This window comes from Methanobacterium bryantii (assembly GCF_002287175.1).
Taxonomy (GTDB): Archaea; Methanobacteriota; Methanobacteria; order Methanobacteriales; family Methanobacteriaceae; genus Methanobacterium_D; species Methanobacterium_D bryantii.
In genome coordinates, this window is record NZ_LMVM01000037.1 from 18,599 (window position 1) to 33,628 (window position 15,030).

Sequence of the window (15,030 nt, forward strand, 5' to 3'; positions counted from 1 at the left end):
GCTTAATTTTAAATCAATAGTATTAAATACAATAGAAACATATTTAACTTTATTAATATTAAAATTTTAATTTATTTTTTAAACTAATTAAACGGGTGGTATTATGGTTTTAAAAGGATTAAAAGCAGGTATAGACAGTATAATCTTTGATAAACATACTGGAGATATTGTAATTAAATTTATGCCCTTAAGAATTCCACTTAAGGATCTAAACATGCTTTCTGATGATACGGCCGAAATAATAGAAGCTTCAAGTGAAGAAAAGCTTGAAAAATATGTTTCAAGATTTGCTGCTTATTACATAAAACACAAGGCCCATGAACCTAAAGCTATACGAGATCGTGCAAAAGAGCTAGGATTAAGCCCTAAACAGTTTGAAGAATTGATATGTGAAAGGATTAGAGAATGGGGTAATGTTTCTTCCCTTGATATTGATAAAGAGCCTCCTGCTCGTGTTGATGGGAAATAGAATTCAAATCAAGAACATTTAAAAATACTACAGGTGATTTTTTGTCAGATGCATTTTTAAAAAAAGATGGGACAATAGTTGCATTAAAGGATATTAAAAAAGGGGAAACTATCAAAATAGACCTTAAAGATCTATATGTCGCAAGGGAAATTCAAAGTGGCCAGCTAAAACCTGAAGAAGAGGGGGAAACAGCGGTTGTTAAGCTGCCTGAGTGGCTTGCCACCAATAAAGGATTGTCCAGCGAAGTTGTTGGTATAATTAAAAAAGAAACTAAAAAAGCAATATTGATGAAAGTGGGCAACGAAGAGGTCTGGTTACCCAAATCAGCAATAGATATAGAAATATAAATTGATTTTGGCACTCCAAACACGATGTGTTTGACTGTTGATTAAGTCTACTATTGATATTGGGATATAAAATAGAAAAACTTTAATGACTGATTTTGATAATCAGTCTTATTTATTTTAATTTAAATTTAGTAATCTTTCACTACTCCCACTATGTCACGTATGGAGCGCCATGTATCAAGTGGTGTCTTTGTAATGTTTGAAATTTCTACTACTCCATCAGAAAGTGTTGTTTCTTTGATGTAATTGGATATTTCCCTGTTGTCACTTTTCAAATAAACTTTACCGTTTTCTATGGTGGCCACTCTTTTTACTATAAGGCCGTAGGTAGAGTGTCTTGATATTACTATATCTCCTACTTTGATATTTTTTGTTTTGAGAGCTGTAACTTCCTGCCCATCTTTTAAAGTTGGAATCATAGAAGTTCCACTTACAATTGCTAAAAATGGCAGTTGGTTAGTTCCAAATTGTGAAGTTAGGGTAATATTTGCCGTAAAATTATATTTCTTTGCAATAGTTTGCATGTCTGATTTTAAGCTGCTGGAAGTACTGGAATAGCTTTGAATGTCATTGTATGCTTTATTTTTCATTTCTGTAATCATTTTAGATGGCACCTGGACGTCTGCAGGAACCGATGTTGCCTGAACTGTCACGTTTTTCCCGTCAGTTTTTACAGTTATGCCTATTTCATTCGGTTCTACTATAGGTGCTGATTGCTGCTGGTTTGATGAATTTATGGTGGTATCGGTCGATTGTCCAGATAAAAAAGTAGCTGCTGAAGCTGCAGCTATAATTAATATAATTGCCCCTATTATTATCGCTGTTTTTGATTTCAATCCTTCACCACCGGTTGATAATTGTTAAAAAGCATGAATTATTAATTCACAATGTGCTGGAACAAAAAAATCTTTTAATCTTTTTATTTATATGTTTTGATCTAAATTAAAATTGGAGTTAGTAAGTGCTAGAATAAGACATGTTGTGTTTCTCATATTAAGGGCATTTTATTGGGAATTGTATATAAAATCTAATTTTAAATTCTTTTTAAGTGTAAAAATTATATGGCTTAATTTTTACTAACTTCACAGCTAATATAAATTAAATCAGGATGATTCTATATTTATTTTGCAAAATTAAGTTAGTATTATATAATTATGCTTGTTTATAGTTCTATTTTAAGTTTTTATTATATGCAAATAGGTTTATTATGGTTTAATAGTGTTATAATTGGTTATAGTGTGGAGAACTTAAAAATTTTTAACTTAGTTTAGTATGATGTCCATATTGGTTTTTATAGCCTTTTTAATGCTTAAAAAAGATTTTTTGCACATTAAATTTGTATTTAGCTGGTTTAATAAGCATGGTTATAAATGTTGTAAATATGGAAAATTATTTTTATAATGGCATATAATGGGTCAATGATTTCAAGTTACATCTAAAGCACGGGGTGATACTCAATGAACAAAATCGTAACGATTTGTCTTCTGGCAGTAATTATTGGATCAGTTCCAGTGTACGCGGCTGACTCAAGTAACGCCACAATAAAGCATCAAATCCAGAATATGAATTCTAATGTGTACAGTGAAATTAAAAACACGTTTGCACAGATTCAAAATGCAAGTCCAGATATATCTAATGATATCAATAAGTTAAAAGCAGATTTCATGCAGGATAACCTGCAGATAACTTATGTAGTTAAAAATAGTGATATTCAGAATTTAATTGTTGATATCCTGCAGAACAAGAATGTTAGATCTCAGATACACAGCTTAATACAAAATAAAGACGTTCAAGATGAAATTAATAAGTTAATGCAGGATAGAAATATCCAAACTGCAGCTAATATTTTAATGCAGAATAAAGAAATCAGCAAAGCTGTTAATGAAATAATTAACAGTAAGTAATGGGGAAATTTTCCCTCATTTTGTTTTTAATTAGTTTTTTACCTATTTTTGAAATGTTTTTTAGGGATTAATTAGTTTATTATCATTGATTTTAAAATAGTATCTGCCGTATTTCAAATGAATATAACTCTTTTAAGATATAGCTAAAAATTTATGGAATGAAAAACAAAATATCATCAAACACAAAGTGTTTGGAGCCTACAAAATCATAGGTTTGAGGATAAAAGCACAGGGAGGTTAATCCATGAAATATCAATGTATTGTTTGTGGTTACATATACGATCCTGATAGGGGAGATGAACGTTCTAATATTGCGCCGGGTACACCGTTTGAGGATTTACCTAAAGGGTGGAAATGCCCTAAATGTCGAGCCGGAAAATTCCTGTTTAAGCCTTTAGAATGATTTGAAATTTTTGGTGGGTAATATGGAAATCGAATTTAATACGGAAAATATTGAAAAATGCCGCTGTCTTGAGTGTAAAGTACAAAAAAGTCAGTGTGTACATGATAAAGCGATACTTCTTCAGGAAGGGGCGCTGGGTTCTTCACTGATTGAACCTAAAGAGTTTCCTGCACTGCACTGTGCCTCGGGAATAGAACATTGCAATGACCTGAACCGGAAAGAAGAATGTTTATGTAGAAACTGCCCTATTTATGCAGAAAACGATCTGGAAACAGGGACTCCTACGCTTTACTTTTGCCTGGATGGATCATCAACTTCCTGCTGTTTGGGTGAGGAAAATTTTGATGAAGAAAGGGTTGCAGAGACTTTGAGGCACTATTACCGGCGTACTGATTGATTTTATAAATAAAAATTTTTTTTAACTTTTTAAATAATAAAAATAAGGACGGGGCCTAATTTTATATGAATTTTAAATTAAAATACTGGAATTAAGCCAGGGTTATTTCCAGTGATGCTTTTACCGCCTGCAGCAGTTACTATAAATGTGTTTTCAATCCCTACCATTCCAATATCTTTAATTCCATTTTTGGGTTCTACTGCAAAGGCCATTCCTTCTTGAATGGGACTATCAAATCTTTCTGCTATTACTGGCAGTTCATCGATTAGTAAACCAATTCCATGGCCTAAAAACTTGACTTTGCGGTTACCAAATCCCATGAAATTCTGTAGAAAATCATCGTCTAAACTGTTCATTATGTGGTTATAAATTTGTGATGGAATTGCTCCAGGTTTTAGCATTCCTGATATTTCATTTTGTATATCTACACATTTGTTGTGGATATCTATGGCGTACTGGGGAAGAGAACTGCCGAACATGTATGTCATGGTTTTATCTGTATTGTAGCCTTCTACTCCTGATCCAATATCAATATATACCAGATCTCCCTTCTTCAGCTTCCGCTCACGGCTTCCAAGAAGAGGCACTGCTGGACCCATCCCGTAATTTCCACTGGCCCCATCAAAATAAGATGGGTAAATCGAACTTTCACCAAAACCAATATGGCCGAGTACCATCTCTGTATCAAACATGCCAAAACGAGTTATTCCTTGATATCCTTCATTTACCATGATTTTAAACAGCTCTGCTGCAAGATCTGCTTCGCTCATTCCCTCAACCAGCATCTCTGGAACTATATCCTCCAGCACGCGCTGGTGGATTTCACCTGCTTTTCTCATTAACCCCAGTTCATATTCACTTTTAACCGCTCTTACTGCAGCAATACTGGTATCTGCAGGTTTAACATCCTTAAAAGGAAAATGCTTTTGAAACCGACCATATAATGCCAATGGAACTGTTTCAGTTTCAAGGTAAACTGTGTCTGGAAGTTTATCTACACTTTTTGCAGCATCTCGAAAACTTTTCATGGATTTTATCTGTGGAAATAATGATTCATAAGTCGCTCTTTCAAAGCTACGCCGTACCCAGAATGTGGCTTCACCATCTCTTGGAATAAGCAGCATTCCATCCTGCATAGTTCCTGTAAAATAATATTGATTTATTTTACTGAAAACTGCGGCTATTTCCCATTCGGGGTTGGATATATCCATCTGTGCTTTAAAACGTGTCATGCGGTCTTCCAGTTCAGTTGAAGGTACTTTATTCATATTCTGCTCCTTTATTGTTCTATTTATGTATATTAAGTGATACTCTTTAATAAGATTATATCAAATGTATAGCTTTAATCCATAATAAAATATATTGGAAAAGTTCTAATAGATCCAGTTTAAAATTATCAAGTAATTCAATATTTAATATTTATAAAAGGGGTCTTAAATGGAGTCTCAGGAAAGAAATATAACTGAAGAAGATGTTATGGGTGTAGTGGACTTATTTACCAAAGTTCCAGTTGTAATATTAAAAATGGCTGTTTCTAGGAACATGAATGTGGTGAAAAAGTTTAGATCTCAGATAGAAAACTATAAAGATCAGTTAAGTGATGAAGAAATTGGGAAGATTAAAAAAGTCATTGAAATGCAGGTTCCAGAGCTTCAGGGATTACTGGCCAGAGCTTACTCTGAAAAAGGACATGAACAGTTAAAAATACTTGCAGATCCAAAGGCAGAACAGTTTATCAGGGATAACTTGAGCGAGCTTAAAGTACTATTATTCAAATAACTAAAACAGTATATTCATTTATTAACTAATTTTTCAAGATAAAATTAATTTTTTAATATTTAAAAAAATAACTTTTTATATAATTTAAAATTTAATTTCTTATTTGAAACATCTTGCTAAATTCAACTTATTTATTTAGGTTAAAAATTTTTTCTGATTTAATAATGCCTTTATTTTCTAAATCCTGCATTAAAAAGGCTATTAAAATATATTCCTGTCCTGTATAATTTGCCAGGTCTTTAATGGAAACATTCTGGTTCCTACCCAGATACTCAAGTGTGTTCATTATTAATTCACTTTTTAAATCCTCATTTTTCCATTCTACTTTCAAATTATTCACCTCTTGTCTTAAATTAATTATCAAATTTTTTTTGGTTATTCTGTATTTTAACTCATTGTTTCAGTTATATTTTCTAAAAAAGCTTAAAAATAGTTTTTCCCGAATCATATCCAAATCTATTCCAATTCATTACCATTTTTTGGCAAATATCATAAATTCATGTTGTATTATTAAAAATATGAGATATTTAATTAGTTATATTTAAATAACGGGAAAATTACCATAAATATAAATGAGTATTTTGGGCAGGCGTTTATATTGAACAAGTCGAATTATGGGTGGTCAATTTTAATTTTTGTTTCTTTAGCATTGTTTATCATAGGTTTAGATGCTACATTTATGAACGTGGCAATGACATATCTTGTAAAAGATCTGAATACAACTCTTGCCAATATACAGTCTATAATAGCTATTTATGCTCTTGTAATGGGCTGCTTTGTGCTATTTGGAGGTAAATTGCAGGATGTTATCGGTAGAAAGAAGACTTTTGTAGTTGGAGCTATTATCTATGGTGTGGGGGCATTAATTGCAGCCGTAAGTACAAATGCACTTATGCTGCTGGTGGGCTGGTCTATAATAGAAGGTTTTGGTGCGGCTTTAATGCTGCCGGCAACATCGTCCATAATCACAGCTCATTACGCTGGGTCTAAACGAGCTTTTGCACTGGGATTTTCATCTACATTATATATAGCTGCGACAGCAATAGGGCCACTACTAGGAGGTTACCTTACAACATTCTATTCTTGGAGATGGGGATTTGCATTAGAAACTATACTGGTAGTTGCTATACTTGTCTTGTCCTATGACATTGCAGAGTCTGAAATAACATTGAAATGGTCCGATTTAAATCTTAGAGGAGCTTTTCTTGTTTCATCAGGGATTTTATTATTTATAGTAGGTGTACTGCAGTTGAACAATCCTGCTACGTGGGTTAACCACTATGGGACCATTATAAATCCCATCGGGTTTGCATTTGCAATGTCAATGGTCCTGATCGGTATTCTATTCATAGTGATCTTCTTTTATTATCAAAGAAAGTTAATTAAACAGGGTAAAAAACCATTTATAGACGTGCGTATCTTAAAAAACCGTTCATTTACATTTGGTAACTTATCCAGATTAATCCTGGCCTTAATTTTAGCTGGATTGTTTTACATCATACCTGTATATGTACAGACAAGGTGGGGGGTCAATGCTCTGGTAACAGGTTTAATTTTGTTACCTACTTCTATTGGGAGTGCAATATTTGCAATAAGTATTGGTAAACTTACAAAACGTATCAAAGCCCATTATCTTGTTATTATAGGGTTTGCTTTGTCTATCATTGCTATTTTGATGTTATATTATTCATTTATGTATCCTGCAAGTTTGGATATGATGGATCTTATTCCGAGCTTATTTATACTGGGAATGGGCTTAGGATTAGCTACTCCTAATATTACCAATATTATTCTTTCCAGTGTGGATGATAAACAGCTTGGAGAGGCTTCAGGAATACATAACACTTTCATAAATGTTGGATCTTCAATTGGAACTGTTGCTATTGGATTAATTTTCTTTATGGCATTGTACTTTAATGTTGCAGCTACACTTCCAGTTGAATATTCAGTATATCAAAATCAGCAGGCTTTAAATCATGATATTTATTCATGGGTGGGAAAAACTTTAAGTCCAGATATGTCGACTATTATGGATGACCCTAAACTTTTTGCCCTTACATTTAATTCTGATAGTCGTGGGATGCAGGCTGCAATTTTAGCCTCTGCTGTCATGCTGTTTATTGGGCTGTTATTGTCTTTATTCATCAAACCGCCGCCGGATATTATAGAAAAAGAAAAGGTTGAAAAGTAGCAATATGATCTTAAATTATTTTTTGAAATTTAAAAAGATAGGAAAAGTAAATAAACTGGCACAATTTTTTTATGTCCAATTAATTTACTCAATAGGTTCTGTTGCTTCCTGGTATATTCGGTTTATTATGGCACTTAAATCTCCGGAATAGATGTACTCATATCCATTATTCAATAGATACTGATCTGGATTTGCTAACCCTGTAAAGCTTGGGGGGTCAAAATCATCGTCTTTTGACCTGGGCAGCCATGCTAAATTAGTTATATCTGTAGCGTATGGTGCCAACCAGACACTGAATACTTTTTTAGCTCCGACTAATACTTTATAATAATTCTGTCCCATTTCATATATGGTACCTGCACATGCTCCTCCGTATATGTCTACTATTAGTGCATTTGCAGGGACGGTACTATTTTGAAGCACGCTGTAATGGCTGTTTGGACCTAATCCCCAGTTTACTGCAGTTAATCCTAATGCTTCTAAAGCATTGATGATTGTATTTATCCGGTTAGTATCAGTTACTGTGTTTATGATGTTATCACTGGTTATATACACGGGTCTTGCTTCTATAACTGGAGTAAGGGCTGTCCATGCCTTTACATCAACATAATTTGGTAGTCCACTGGTGATACTGTAGAAATCCAGTATCTTCGAGTACATGTAAACAAGTGATTCATACTGAATATTTCCAAGGGAACTTGATGCATAGTTTGGTGCGGCGTTGTTTGCATCTATAAATGATTTAATTCTCTGTGCGATGTTTAGATATTCTGTTTTTGTTATTGACCCTGTTACAAGGTCACCTGTTGGATTATCTGGTGAACTTATGTTTTTAAATGTTAAATGCGTTTTACTTCCATTGTTTAGCTGTAGGACGTTTGTAACCATCAAGTTCAATAGATCTTCAATCGAAACTTGGGTTGTACCAATTGTCACATAGGCTGGAAGTTTGCTGTTAGTCTCTATATATGCTCTGAGACTTGCTGCAGCATTTTGAATCTGCTCTGAAGTGAAGGTAATTGGAGCTGAATTTTTGAAGAAAGCCTCTGTTATCTTACCGTATCTGAATAATGCATATCCAGATGCGCCATTTTTTACAGCTGAGTTTATATCGTTTTGCAATTCATTTACAGGTATTGCAGTTTGGTTGTTTGCTGAACGGTAAGCTTGAAGGCCAGCTACAACTGGAGTTCCATTGGACTGACTGACTATATATGCTATCGAACTACCTATCCAGCTGGTACCATTTTTACCGCCGCTGCTGGTGCCTGTTGAACTGTTGTATCCGAAATTACCTTTATAAACCAGTGGAACCATGAAATCAAGATATTTTGCAAGTTGAGTGTAATTCTGTCCATAGTAATATGCATTCATTTTCCCCTCAGGCATTAAATCTGCTGAAACTGCTACTGATGAATTAATTGATTTTACTGAATTGTAAATACTCTTAACGAAAGAGGTAATGATCTGCGAGCTGTTCGTGTACTTGTAAGCTGTTCCGGGATAACGTAAGTAATCAAGGTTGATACCATCTATTCCACAGTTTTTAACCATGTTAGTGGTGGCATTTAGAACCTTGGTATTATAAGTGGTATTTAAGCCTGTTTTCTTTTGGGTGGTTGTGACATTTTTATACGTTGTTTTGGTTTTCCAGACATATTTCCATTTGTAGTACCAGTGCCCCCTGTATTTGTACCATGATTTGTACCAGTATTTATAATGAGTCTTTACTGGAACTTTTTTGGTCACTTTTACAGTGTATGTGTAAGTTGTCCCTGCAGGGTTGATCCATTTACTGTTTGCATCTAAAAAGCATGTTACCCATGCATTTATCCGTACTCCACTGTTTTTGAACATGGATACAATATTTTTCAGGGTGTTCTGGTAAGTGCTGGAATAAATATTACATTTAACGAATATATCTGTAATTCCGGTGTTTTTAATTTTAGTTATATTTAAATTAGCTGCGTATTCAGCGTTTAGCCAAATTGCGCTAATATTTTTATATTTAGCTCCTGTGGTGTCTGTAGAATTTTTGACGCTTGTCACGCTAAAGCTTTTAAGAGTTAATCCGCTGTTTTGGCTGGAACTTGTTGGATTTTGAGTCATTGATTGGTTTGTTACTGTAGTGTTATTAACAGGTTCTGTTACATTTTTTTGTGTAGATCCTGTTGTATTTTGAATCGTCACGTTAGATTGTGCATCTGTTGTGTTGTTAAGAACAAGGTTTGTGTCATCGCAGTTAGGTGGTATCTGTGAATTTTCTGTGGTGGCGTATATGGTATTTACATTAAAGAGTGCTCCGCATGTAATAATGAGCACTAAAAGCAACGAAAGTCGCTTCATTATACTGCCTCCCATTTTTTCAGATGTCATATTAACACCAGTTTGGAGTTATTGACACGTGATTATGGTCTTTTTGAGCATATATTTTTTTTGATTTAATTTTTTCATGAAAACATAATTATTATACGTTTTTTTGAATTTAAAGAGGTATAAAAGCGAATTAAAACTGGGAATTAGTGAAATATTAATCTTTTTTGTACTGCAATTTTTATAAAATTTTATTAAATTATTTAAGATGAAAAATTATTTTTTCAGGGCATCTTTATATGGGCTATGCAGTCCTGGTTTAATCCATCATTTTTATTAACTGTAAATTGCTCCAAGTTCGTGATGGACGTTAATTTATTTCATTTATCTGTTTGAAAGTAATAATTTTCAAATCAAGATGTTTAAATTAATTTTTGTGCTGCCTTTCAGATTCACTGCTCAGGGGGCAGTTTTTATTATTAATTTGCAGGTTGTGGTAGTTGTACTATTATGTTGGTAGTTTGGAATACTGGTCTTCTTAATGCGTTTTTAAGTTTATATCTGACAGAAAATCTTTTATATTAGAATCATTCCTAATATTACATAATGTTATTATGAGCCACTATTACAAATTCCATATTAAGTTTGGAATACCAATTTACATCGATATGGCGGAGGAGTCAAATAATATTCAAAATACATGATTTAAAATTAGGATACACGCAAGTATATGAAATCCTTAATCTTAATAAGATGGTTTTAGTTTGATTAAGAACTCCAGCATCCAGTTAATATTTATATTATGTCCTAATTGGGCATATGCTCTAGATTCAGTTGTGAAATTTAAGCTTATTGGAAAATAAGGAATATAAATGGAGGACTGGTAAATATGGAGAGTAAAGAGGGTATAAAAAATAAAGGAAATTTGGAGCCTAACATGGAATCTAATATTGTTAAATTAATAGATTCTAAGTTAAATGAAGTAAGAGCTTTAAAAGAATTGTTGGAAAAATCAGACAAACTGCAGGAATTATATGGCCCGGCACTTAGATTAGAAGGTGGGGTTAGTTTAATGGGTAACCACAGGTTTAAAACCGCTAGGCTGTTTAACCCTAAATGTCCTGAAGTAATGGAATTGGAAAAGCTGGAAAAACTGCTTGTAAACTTTAAAACCGATTATGAAGAACTTTCAGGCAGTATATCAAAATCCCTTGTAGAATACAACAATCGAAATAAAAAAGCATTTGAGGTATTTAAAGTTAAAAATGAGCAGTTGATTAATAAGATAGATTTGCTTACTTTAGAATAATTTTTTAGTAGATCTACTTAGGAATTTTTTTAGTAGATCTACAGGTATCATATTATGTGATGTCTATGGGAACTTCGTTTTCTCTACATATCTGTATTATGTAGTTTGAGGATAAAAATAAGCCATATCTTGATTTTATTTGTTGTACAAAACTTCCCTTTGACTGCACTCCATATATTAAAATACCTATTACTTCATTTTTACTATTTAAAACCGGACCTCCGCTATAGCCAGGGAACGTAGATGCATTTGTTTTGTAGTAAAGTATATCGTGTGAATTACGTACTCCTGATATGAGGCTGCCTGTGGTTGTGGAGGGGTTTACTGATAACTGGGATTGTGTCACATTGCTGTCTGCAGGATAACCGTATATGCGGATGTTTTCTCCATTCTTTGGATCATGGGAACTGATTTTTAATGCAGGTAAATTGCTGCCTGCGGGGTTAACTTTCAGGAGGGCAACATCATTATCGCTGCCTGAATTTCCAACATCAACCAGCTGCGCATTTAGTGGTTTAATTCCTGTAGAAGATGGAAATTTAACTTTAATGACCTGCTTATAGTATTTTGCACTAATTAAATTGTTTTGAATCAACAGATCTGTAGTTGCACGTGTATTGGCGCTTAAATTACTTTGACTGATCATATCATTTCCAGATAATTCTGCGCCTAACTGGGGGTTATAATTTGATAAATAGGTAGATACTGCTGCCTGCTCCACATATGTCTTGATGTCATCATCACTCATTGTTTTAAGTACATTGATAGTATTAGACTCGGGATCACCTATAACATGAAATGCAGTTATGATATATCCATTTTTACTTACAATAACTCCGGAACCAGTTTCTAAGGGATAAAAACTAATATTAAACCATACTGTTTTGTTAAGTGATGGATCAGTTATAGTTACTATGCCGGAAACTCCATTTTCAACATAAACTGTTGAACTGGCTGATTTAGAAGAAAAGTAATTTAAAGGATTATTATCTATAAAAAATGTTTCATAAGTTACAAATACTGCCAGCAAGATAAGTATTAAGGTTAATGTATTTTTCAACAGCTTCACTTAATGGTCCACCATTACATTAAAAATTATTAAATTATTTAATTTAAGTAATAACTATGCTCTAACTTTTATTTATATTTTTACCAATTTCAAACGGGATCACTATCTAACTTGCTGTTTTTTGTACATTTTGAACGTTAATTAAATAACAGTAAATCAATTTTTAAAAATCTCTAAATTTATATCCAATTAAAAACAAAACAATAATACATGGATATAATATCTACATTAGTTAATGCAATAATGGGCTTTGTAAATGCAGTTATTAATGCAATACTCATTATAGGAGTCGCATTGATATGGGGCATTATTATTGCAATTGTAATTGGTGTAATAATATTTTTAATTTTAAAGGCCAGAGAGCGTGCAAAAAGAGAAAGATAGGCATTAATGCTTTTATTTTAAGTAAGTAATATTTTGATTAATTAGTAAAATGAGAATAAAATTAATTTAAAATAATAATTATTTGGTCATTTTATTTCAAATTCTAGTATTAGTTTAATCTCTTGCGGTTCGATATCTATATCTGCAGTGGGATAGGGCCCTTCGTTTGATTCCATATCAATTAATGTGAATTCATCATATATTTGCTTTCCATTACTTTCTATGGTTTTTATGGTGAATTTATCTCCTTTGCTGCTTTCAAAGAAATTTAGGGGCTTTTCTATATCTGAGCCTAGGACTCGTATAACAACTATAAGTTCAGTATCACTTATAAAACGGAAATCCTTGACAAACTCTTCAGGTATGACTAAATCACTTATTTTCCCTTCTATTTCTCGACTAAAAGTTACAGGTACTAACACTTCTGCCAAGCATAATCACCTCATCTATTACTTTATCTTTTTTGGAACATAAATATTTACATTCTGTTATTAAATATCTTGGACATATTTTACCCCATGTATCATGATAAAGTGTTTTAAAGAGTTTAAAAGGAATAATTTACCCGATTAATTGTTATATGCGTAAAAAGAGTAAATTAAGGTGCTCCTCCTGCACCACCCACGTTTTTCCCGGATTTAGGGTCTATATTTATTTCTCCTACTCTTTTACCCTTCAATAAAACAGGAACAACATCTGTGCATTTTCCACCTATTTTGTATTTTTCAGGTTTACCTGCTACTGCATTAGGTTCTTTTATATATTTTCTAGCAATTAATTGAGATTTAGATGATTTGGCCTTGATTTTGGAAGTTGTATACTTTTTCGGGATTGATGATTTAACATTGAGATCTGATTGATGTAAACCCCTGTTTGATATTTTATTTATTGAACTGATCTTGTGATTATTATTTGTTGGATTCCCTAAATTTGGCTGGTCTGTCCGTCCTAATGGGGAATTAGCAGATATTACTGGATAAACAGATACGGTAATGCTTGTAATGACTAATGCGCTAACTAAAAATAGTATTTTTCCTTTAATTGCAACCACCCCTACATAATTTCGTATCTTTTTTTATGTTTTTCATAACTAATAATAATTTCGCGTAAATGTAATTTAGATACAAAATTAATGGTGCTTAATGGGAGAACTATTATAATACTTTGTGCCATAATTAATATAATTAATCAGGTATAAATAAAACTAAGAAAAATGATCCTATTAATTTCCGGATATATGTCTATTAAATCAGCTGTTAATTTTGCAGGATTTAAATATCTTGAAATTATATTTTAAAGATGATTTAATCTAATTTTTAATATAAAATAATTAATAGTTACAAACTATATAAATAACATATTATTATTGTATTTTAAGATTTATGGCATGTTTTCAAGCGCATTTAATAGATTTATTTGTTTATTAAAATTAAAGGAATTATCAAAGCTTATTTTGCACAAAGTGTTTATCATGTGAGTTGTTTAGCAATTATTTTATGATACAATGTGTTCAAAAATGATTTTAAACATAATTTAAGTTAGTAGGCACATATAAAAATTATATGCTCTATAAATATTAATAAAGGGCATTAAATAAATATGGCGGTAAATCAGCGATTTAATAGGGATGTATAACCATGAGTTCTATCTCAGATCTGGAAAAAATGAGGGATAAAAAGGATGTAAATGGCCTCATAAATGCATTAAATGATAATGACAAACGAATTCGAGAAAAAACAGCATATCTTCTTGGAGATATAGATGCAAAGGAAGCAGTTGAACCTTTAATTAATCTCTTGAACGATGAGTACTGGCCTATTCGTAAAGCTGCAGTTGTATCTCTGGGCACGATTGAGGATAAAAATGCTGTTGAACCTTTAATCAGTGTTTTAAAGGATGAACACTGGCATGTTCGTGAAACTGCAGTATGGGCTCTCGGTGCAATTGGTGACAGGCGGGCAGTTGAACCAATCATTAATGCATTAAATGATGGGTCTTTAAATGTTAAATGTGAAGTGGTGGATGCACTTGGAAATTTGGGTGATGATCGCGCTCTTGAACCGTTAAAAGAAATTTTAAAAGAAAATGATTACATTTTAAGATCCTGTGCTGTGCTGTCATTGGGTAAAATTGGTGATACATCTGTGGAGTACCTGATTAGTTCCATTGAAGATGAAAGTTATCTTGTCAGGGTAAATGCGGTAAATGCCCTTGGAACTATAGGAGATAAAAAAGCACTTCCATATCTTAAAGGAGCTTTAGAATCTTCAAATGGAGAATCTCATGAATTTGAATCTGCTTTGAAAAGAGCAATAAATAAAATCACTTCAAAGTGATTTAATTTTAATTTAAACTTTTAAATTACTGGATGAATATATCTTATTTTAAATTTAATATTATAATAACTATTTTTATGTTAATCTTCCTTTAAATCATTAAACAGTTCTCTATTTGCTTTTATAATT

The 15,030-nt window shown here is 32.5% G+C and carries 17 protein-coding genes; 10 read left to right on the plus strand and 7 right to left on the minus strand.

Annotated elements, in window-relative coordinates; all coding sequences use genetic code 11:
• Positions 1 to 103 precede the first annotated feature (103 nt).
• Complete coding sequence (locus ASJ80_RS12075) at positions 104 to 469, plus strand: hypothetical protein (protein ID WP_069583906.1); 366 nt, start codon at positions 104 to 106, stop codon at positions 467 to 469.
• A 41-nt stretch (positions 470 to 510) separates the two neighbouring features.
• On the plus strand, positions 511 to 816 hold the full coding sequence (locus ASJ80_RS12080) for a hypothetical protein (RefSeq protein WP_069583905.1): 306 nt from the start codon (positions 511 to 513) through the stop codon (positions 814 to 816).
• Between the two features lie 128 nt (positions 817 to 944).
• Here ASJ80_RS12080 and ASJ80_RS12085 read toward each other — a convergent pair whose 3' ends face one another.
• Positions 945 to 1,652: a S24/S26 family peptidase gene (locus ASJ80_RS12085; protein ID WP_069583904.1), complete on the minus strand. Its 708-nt coding sequence runs from the start codon at positions 1,650 to 1,652 to the stop codon at positions 945 to 947.
• 621 nt (positions 1,653 to 2,273) lie between these two features.
• Here ASJ80_RS12085 and ASJ80_RS12090 point away from each other — a divergent pair.
• The 3 genes from ASJ80_RS12090 (at position 2,274) to ASJ80_RS12100 (ending at position 3,520) form a co-directional block, all read left to right on the plus strand.
• Positions 2,274 to 2,720: a hypothetical protein gene (locus tag ASJ80_RS12090; protein ID WP_069583903.1), complete on the plus strand. Its 447-nt coding sequence runs from the start codon at positions 2,274 to 2,276 to the stop codon at positions 2,718 to 2,720.
• A gap of 244 nt (positions 2,721 to 2,964) precedes the next feature.
• Positions 2,965 to 3,123: a rubredoxin gene (locus ASJ80_RS12095; protein ID WP_069583902.1), complete on the plus strand. Its 159-nt coding sequence runs from the start codon at positions 2,965 to 2,967 to the stop codon at positions 3,121 to 3,123.
• Positions 3,124 to 3,145: 22 nt separating this feature from the next.
• On the plus strand, positions 3,146 to 3,520 hold the full coding sequence (locus tag ASJ80_RS12100; protein WP_069583901.1) for a hypothetical protein: 375 nt from the start codon (positions 3,146 to 3,148) through the stop codon (positions 3,518 to 3,520).
• Positions 3,521 to 3,597: 77 nt separating this feature from the next.
• Here the strand turns inward: ASJ80_RS12100 and ASJ80_RS12105 are convergent, their stop codons facing one another.
• Positions 3,598 to 4,788, minus strand: coding sequence for a M24 family metallopeptidase (locus ASJ80_RS12105; RefSeq protein ID WP_069583900.1), 1,191 nt, complete (start codon positions 4,786 to 4,788; stop codon positions 3,598 to 3,600).
• Positions 4,789 to 4,957: 169 nt separating this feature from the next.
• Here ASJ80_RS12105 and ASJ80_RS12110 point away from each other — a divergent pair, with 169 nt between their 5' ends.
• Positions 4,958 to 5,299 (plus strand): hypothetical protein, encoded by a 342-nt coding sequence (locus ASJ80_RS12110; protein ID WP_069583899.1) that lies wholly within the window; start codon positions 4,958 to 4,960, stop codon positions 5,297 to 5,299.
• Between the two features lie 127 nt (positions 5,300 to 5,426).
• Here the strand turns inward: ASJ80_RS12110 and ASJ80_RS12115 are convergent, their stop codons facing one another.
• On the minus strand, positions 5,427 to 5,630 hold the full coding sequence (locus tag ASJ80_RS12115; protein WP_069583898.1) for a hypothetical protein: 204 nt from the start codon (positions 5,628 to 5,630) through the stop codon (positions 5,427 to 5,429).
• A 267-nt stretch (positions 5,631 to 5,897) separates the two neighbouring features.
• On the opposite strand from ASJ80_RS12115, the gene ASJ80_RS12120 reads away from it, so the two are divergent.
• The gene (locus tag ASJ80_RS12120) at positions 5,898 to 7,490 is read left to right on the plus strand and encodes an MFS transporter (protein ID WP_245837572.1); all 1,593 of its coding nucleotides are present in this window, start codon (positions 5,898 to 5,900) and stop codon (positions 7,488 to 7,490) included.
• A gap of 84 nt (positions 7,491 to 7,574) precedes the next feature.
• On the opposite strand, the gene ASJ80_RS12125 is transcribed toward ASJ80_RS12120, so the two are convergent.
• Entirely contained in the window at positions 7,575 to 9,866 is a 2,292-nt protein-coding gene (locus ASJ80_RS12125; RefSeq protein ID WP_069583896.1) for a pseudomurein-binding repeat-containing protein, read from the minus strand.
• 826 nt (positions 9,867 to 10,692) lie between these two features.
• Between ASJ80_RS12125 and ASJ80_RS12130 the strand changes: the two genes are divergently transcribed.
• Positions 10,693 to 11,112 (plus strand): hypothetical protein, encoded by a 420-nt coding sequence (locus ASJ80_RS12130; RefSeq protein WP_069583895.1) that lies wholly within the window; start codon positions 10,693 to 10,695, stop codon positions 11,110 to 11,112.
• 52 nt (positions 11,113 to 11,164) lie between these two features.
• On the opposite strand, the gene ASJ80_RS12135 is transcribed toward ASJ80_RS12130, so the two are convergent.
• Positions 11,165 to 12,181, minus strand: coding sequence for a S1 family peptidase (locus ASJ80_RS12135; protein ID WP_069583894.1), 1,017 nt, complete (start codon positions 12,179 to 12,181; stop codon positions 11,165 to 11,167).
• A gap of 210 nt (positions 12,182 to 12,391) precedes the next feature.
• Here ASJ80_RS12135 and ASJ80_RS17140 point away from each other — a divergent pair, with 210 nt between their 5' ends.
• Positions 12,392 to 12,565, plus strand: a complete 174-nt coding sequence (locus tag ASJ80_RS17140) for a hypothetical protein (RefSeq protein ID WP_176720252.1) — start codon at positions 12,392 to 12,394, stop codon at positions 12,563 to 12,565.
• Positions 12,566 to 12,651: 86 nt separating this feature from the next.
• On the opposite strand, the gene ASJ80_RS12140 is transcribed toward ASJ80_RS17140, so the two are convergent.
• Complete coding sequence (locus ASJ80_RS12140) at positions 12,652 to 12,996, minus strand: hypothetical protein (RefSeq protein ID WP_069583893.1); 345 nt, start codon at positions 12,994 to 12,996, stop codon at positions 12,652 to 12,654.
• A gap of 167 nt (positions 12,997 to 13,163) precedes the next feature.
• The gene (locus tag ASJ80_RS12145; protein WP_069583892.1) at positions 13,164 to 13,616 is read right to left on the minus strand and encodes a hypothetical protein; all 453 of its coding nucleotides are present in this window, start codon (positions 13,614 to 13,616) and stop codon (positions 13,164 to 13,166) included.
• Between the two features lie 586 nt (positions 13,617 to 14,202).
• Here ASJ80_RS12145 and ASJ80_RS12150 point away from each other — a divergent pair.
• Positions 14,203 to 14,901, plus strand: coding sequence for a HEAT repeat domain-containing protein (locus ASJ80_RS12150; RefSeq protein ID WP_069583891.1), 699 nt, complete (start codon positions 14,203 to 14,205; stop codon positions 14,899 to 14,901).
• Positions 14,902 to 15,030 lie beyond the last annotated feature (129 nt).

What these genes read in the sequence shown, in the direction of transcription:
- ASJ80_RS12075 (WP_069583906.1), top strand. Translation starts at nt 104, where the DNA reads ATGGTTTTAAAAGGATTAAAAGCAGGTATAGACAGTATAATCTTTGAT.
- ASJ80_RS12090 (WP_069583903.1), top strand. Translation starts at nt 2,274, where the DNA reads ATGAACAAAATCGTAACGATTTGTCTTCTGGCAGTAATTATTGGATCA.
- ASJ80_RS12095 (WP_069583902.1), top strand. Translation starts at nt 2,965, where the DNA reads ATGAAATATCAATGTATTGTTTGTGGTTACATATACGATCCTGATAGG.
- ASJ80_RS12100 (WP_069583901.1), top strand. Translation starts at nt 3,146, where the DNA reads ATGGAAATCGAATTTAATACGGAAAATATTGAAAAATGCCGCTGTCTT.
- ASJ80_RS12105 (WP_069583900.1), bottom strand. Translation starts at nt 4,788, where the DNA reads ATGAATAAAGTACCTTCAACTGAACTGGAAGACCGCATGACACGTTTT.
- ASJ80_RS12110 (WP_069583899.1), top strand. Translation starts at nt 4,958, where the DNA reads ATGGAGTCTCAGGAAAGAAATATAACTGAAGAAGATGTTATGGGTGTA.
- ASJ80_RS12125 (WP_069583896.1), bottom strand. Translation starts at nt 9,866, where the DNA reads ATGACATCTGAAAAAATGGGAGGCAGTATAATGAAGCGACTTTCGTTG.
- ASJ80_RS12130 (WP_069583895.1), top strand. Translation starts at nt 10,693, where the DNA reads ATGGAGAGTAAAGAGGGTATAAAAAATAAAGGAAATTTGGAGCCTAAC.
- ASJ80_RS17140 (WP_176720252.1), top strand. Translation starts at nt 12,392, where the DNA reads ATGGATATAATATCTACATTAGTTAATGCAATAATGGGCTTTGTAAAT.
- ASJ80_RS12150 (WP_069583891.1), top strand. Translation starts at nt 14,203, where the DNA reads ATGAGTTCTATCTCAGATCTGGAAAAAATGAGGGATAAAAAGGATGTA.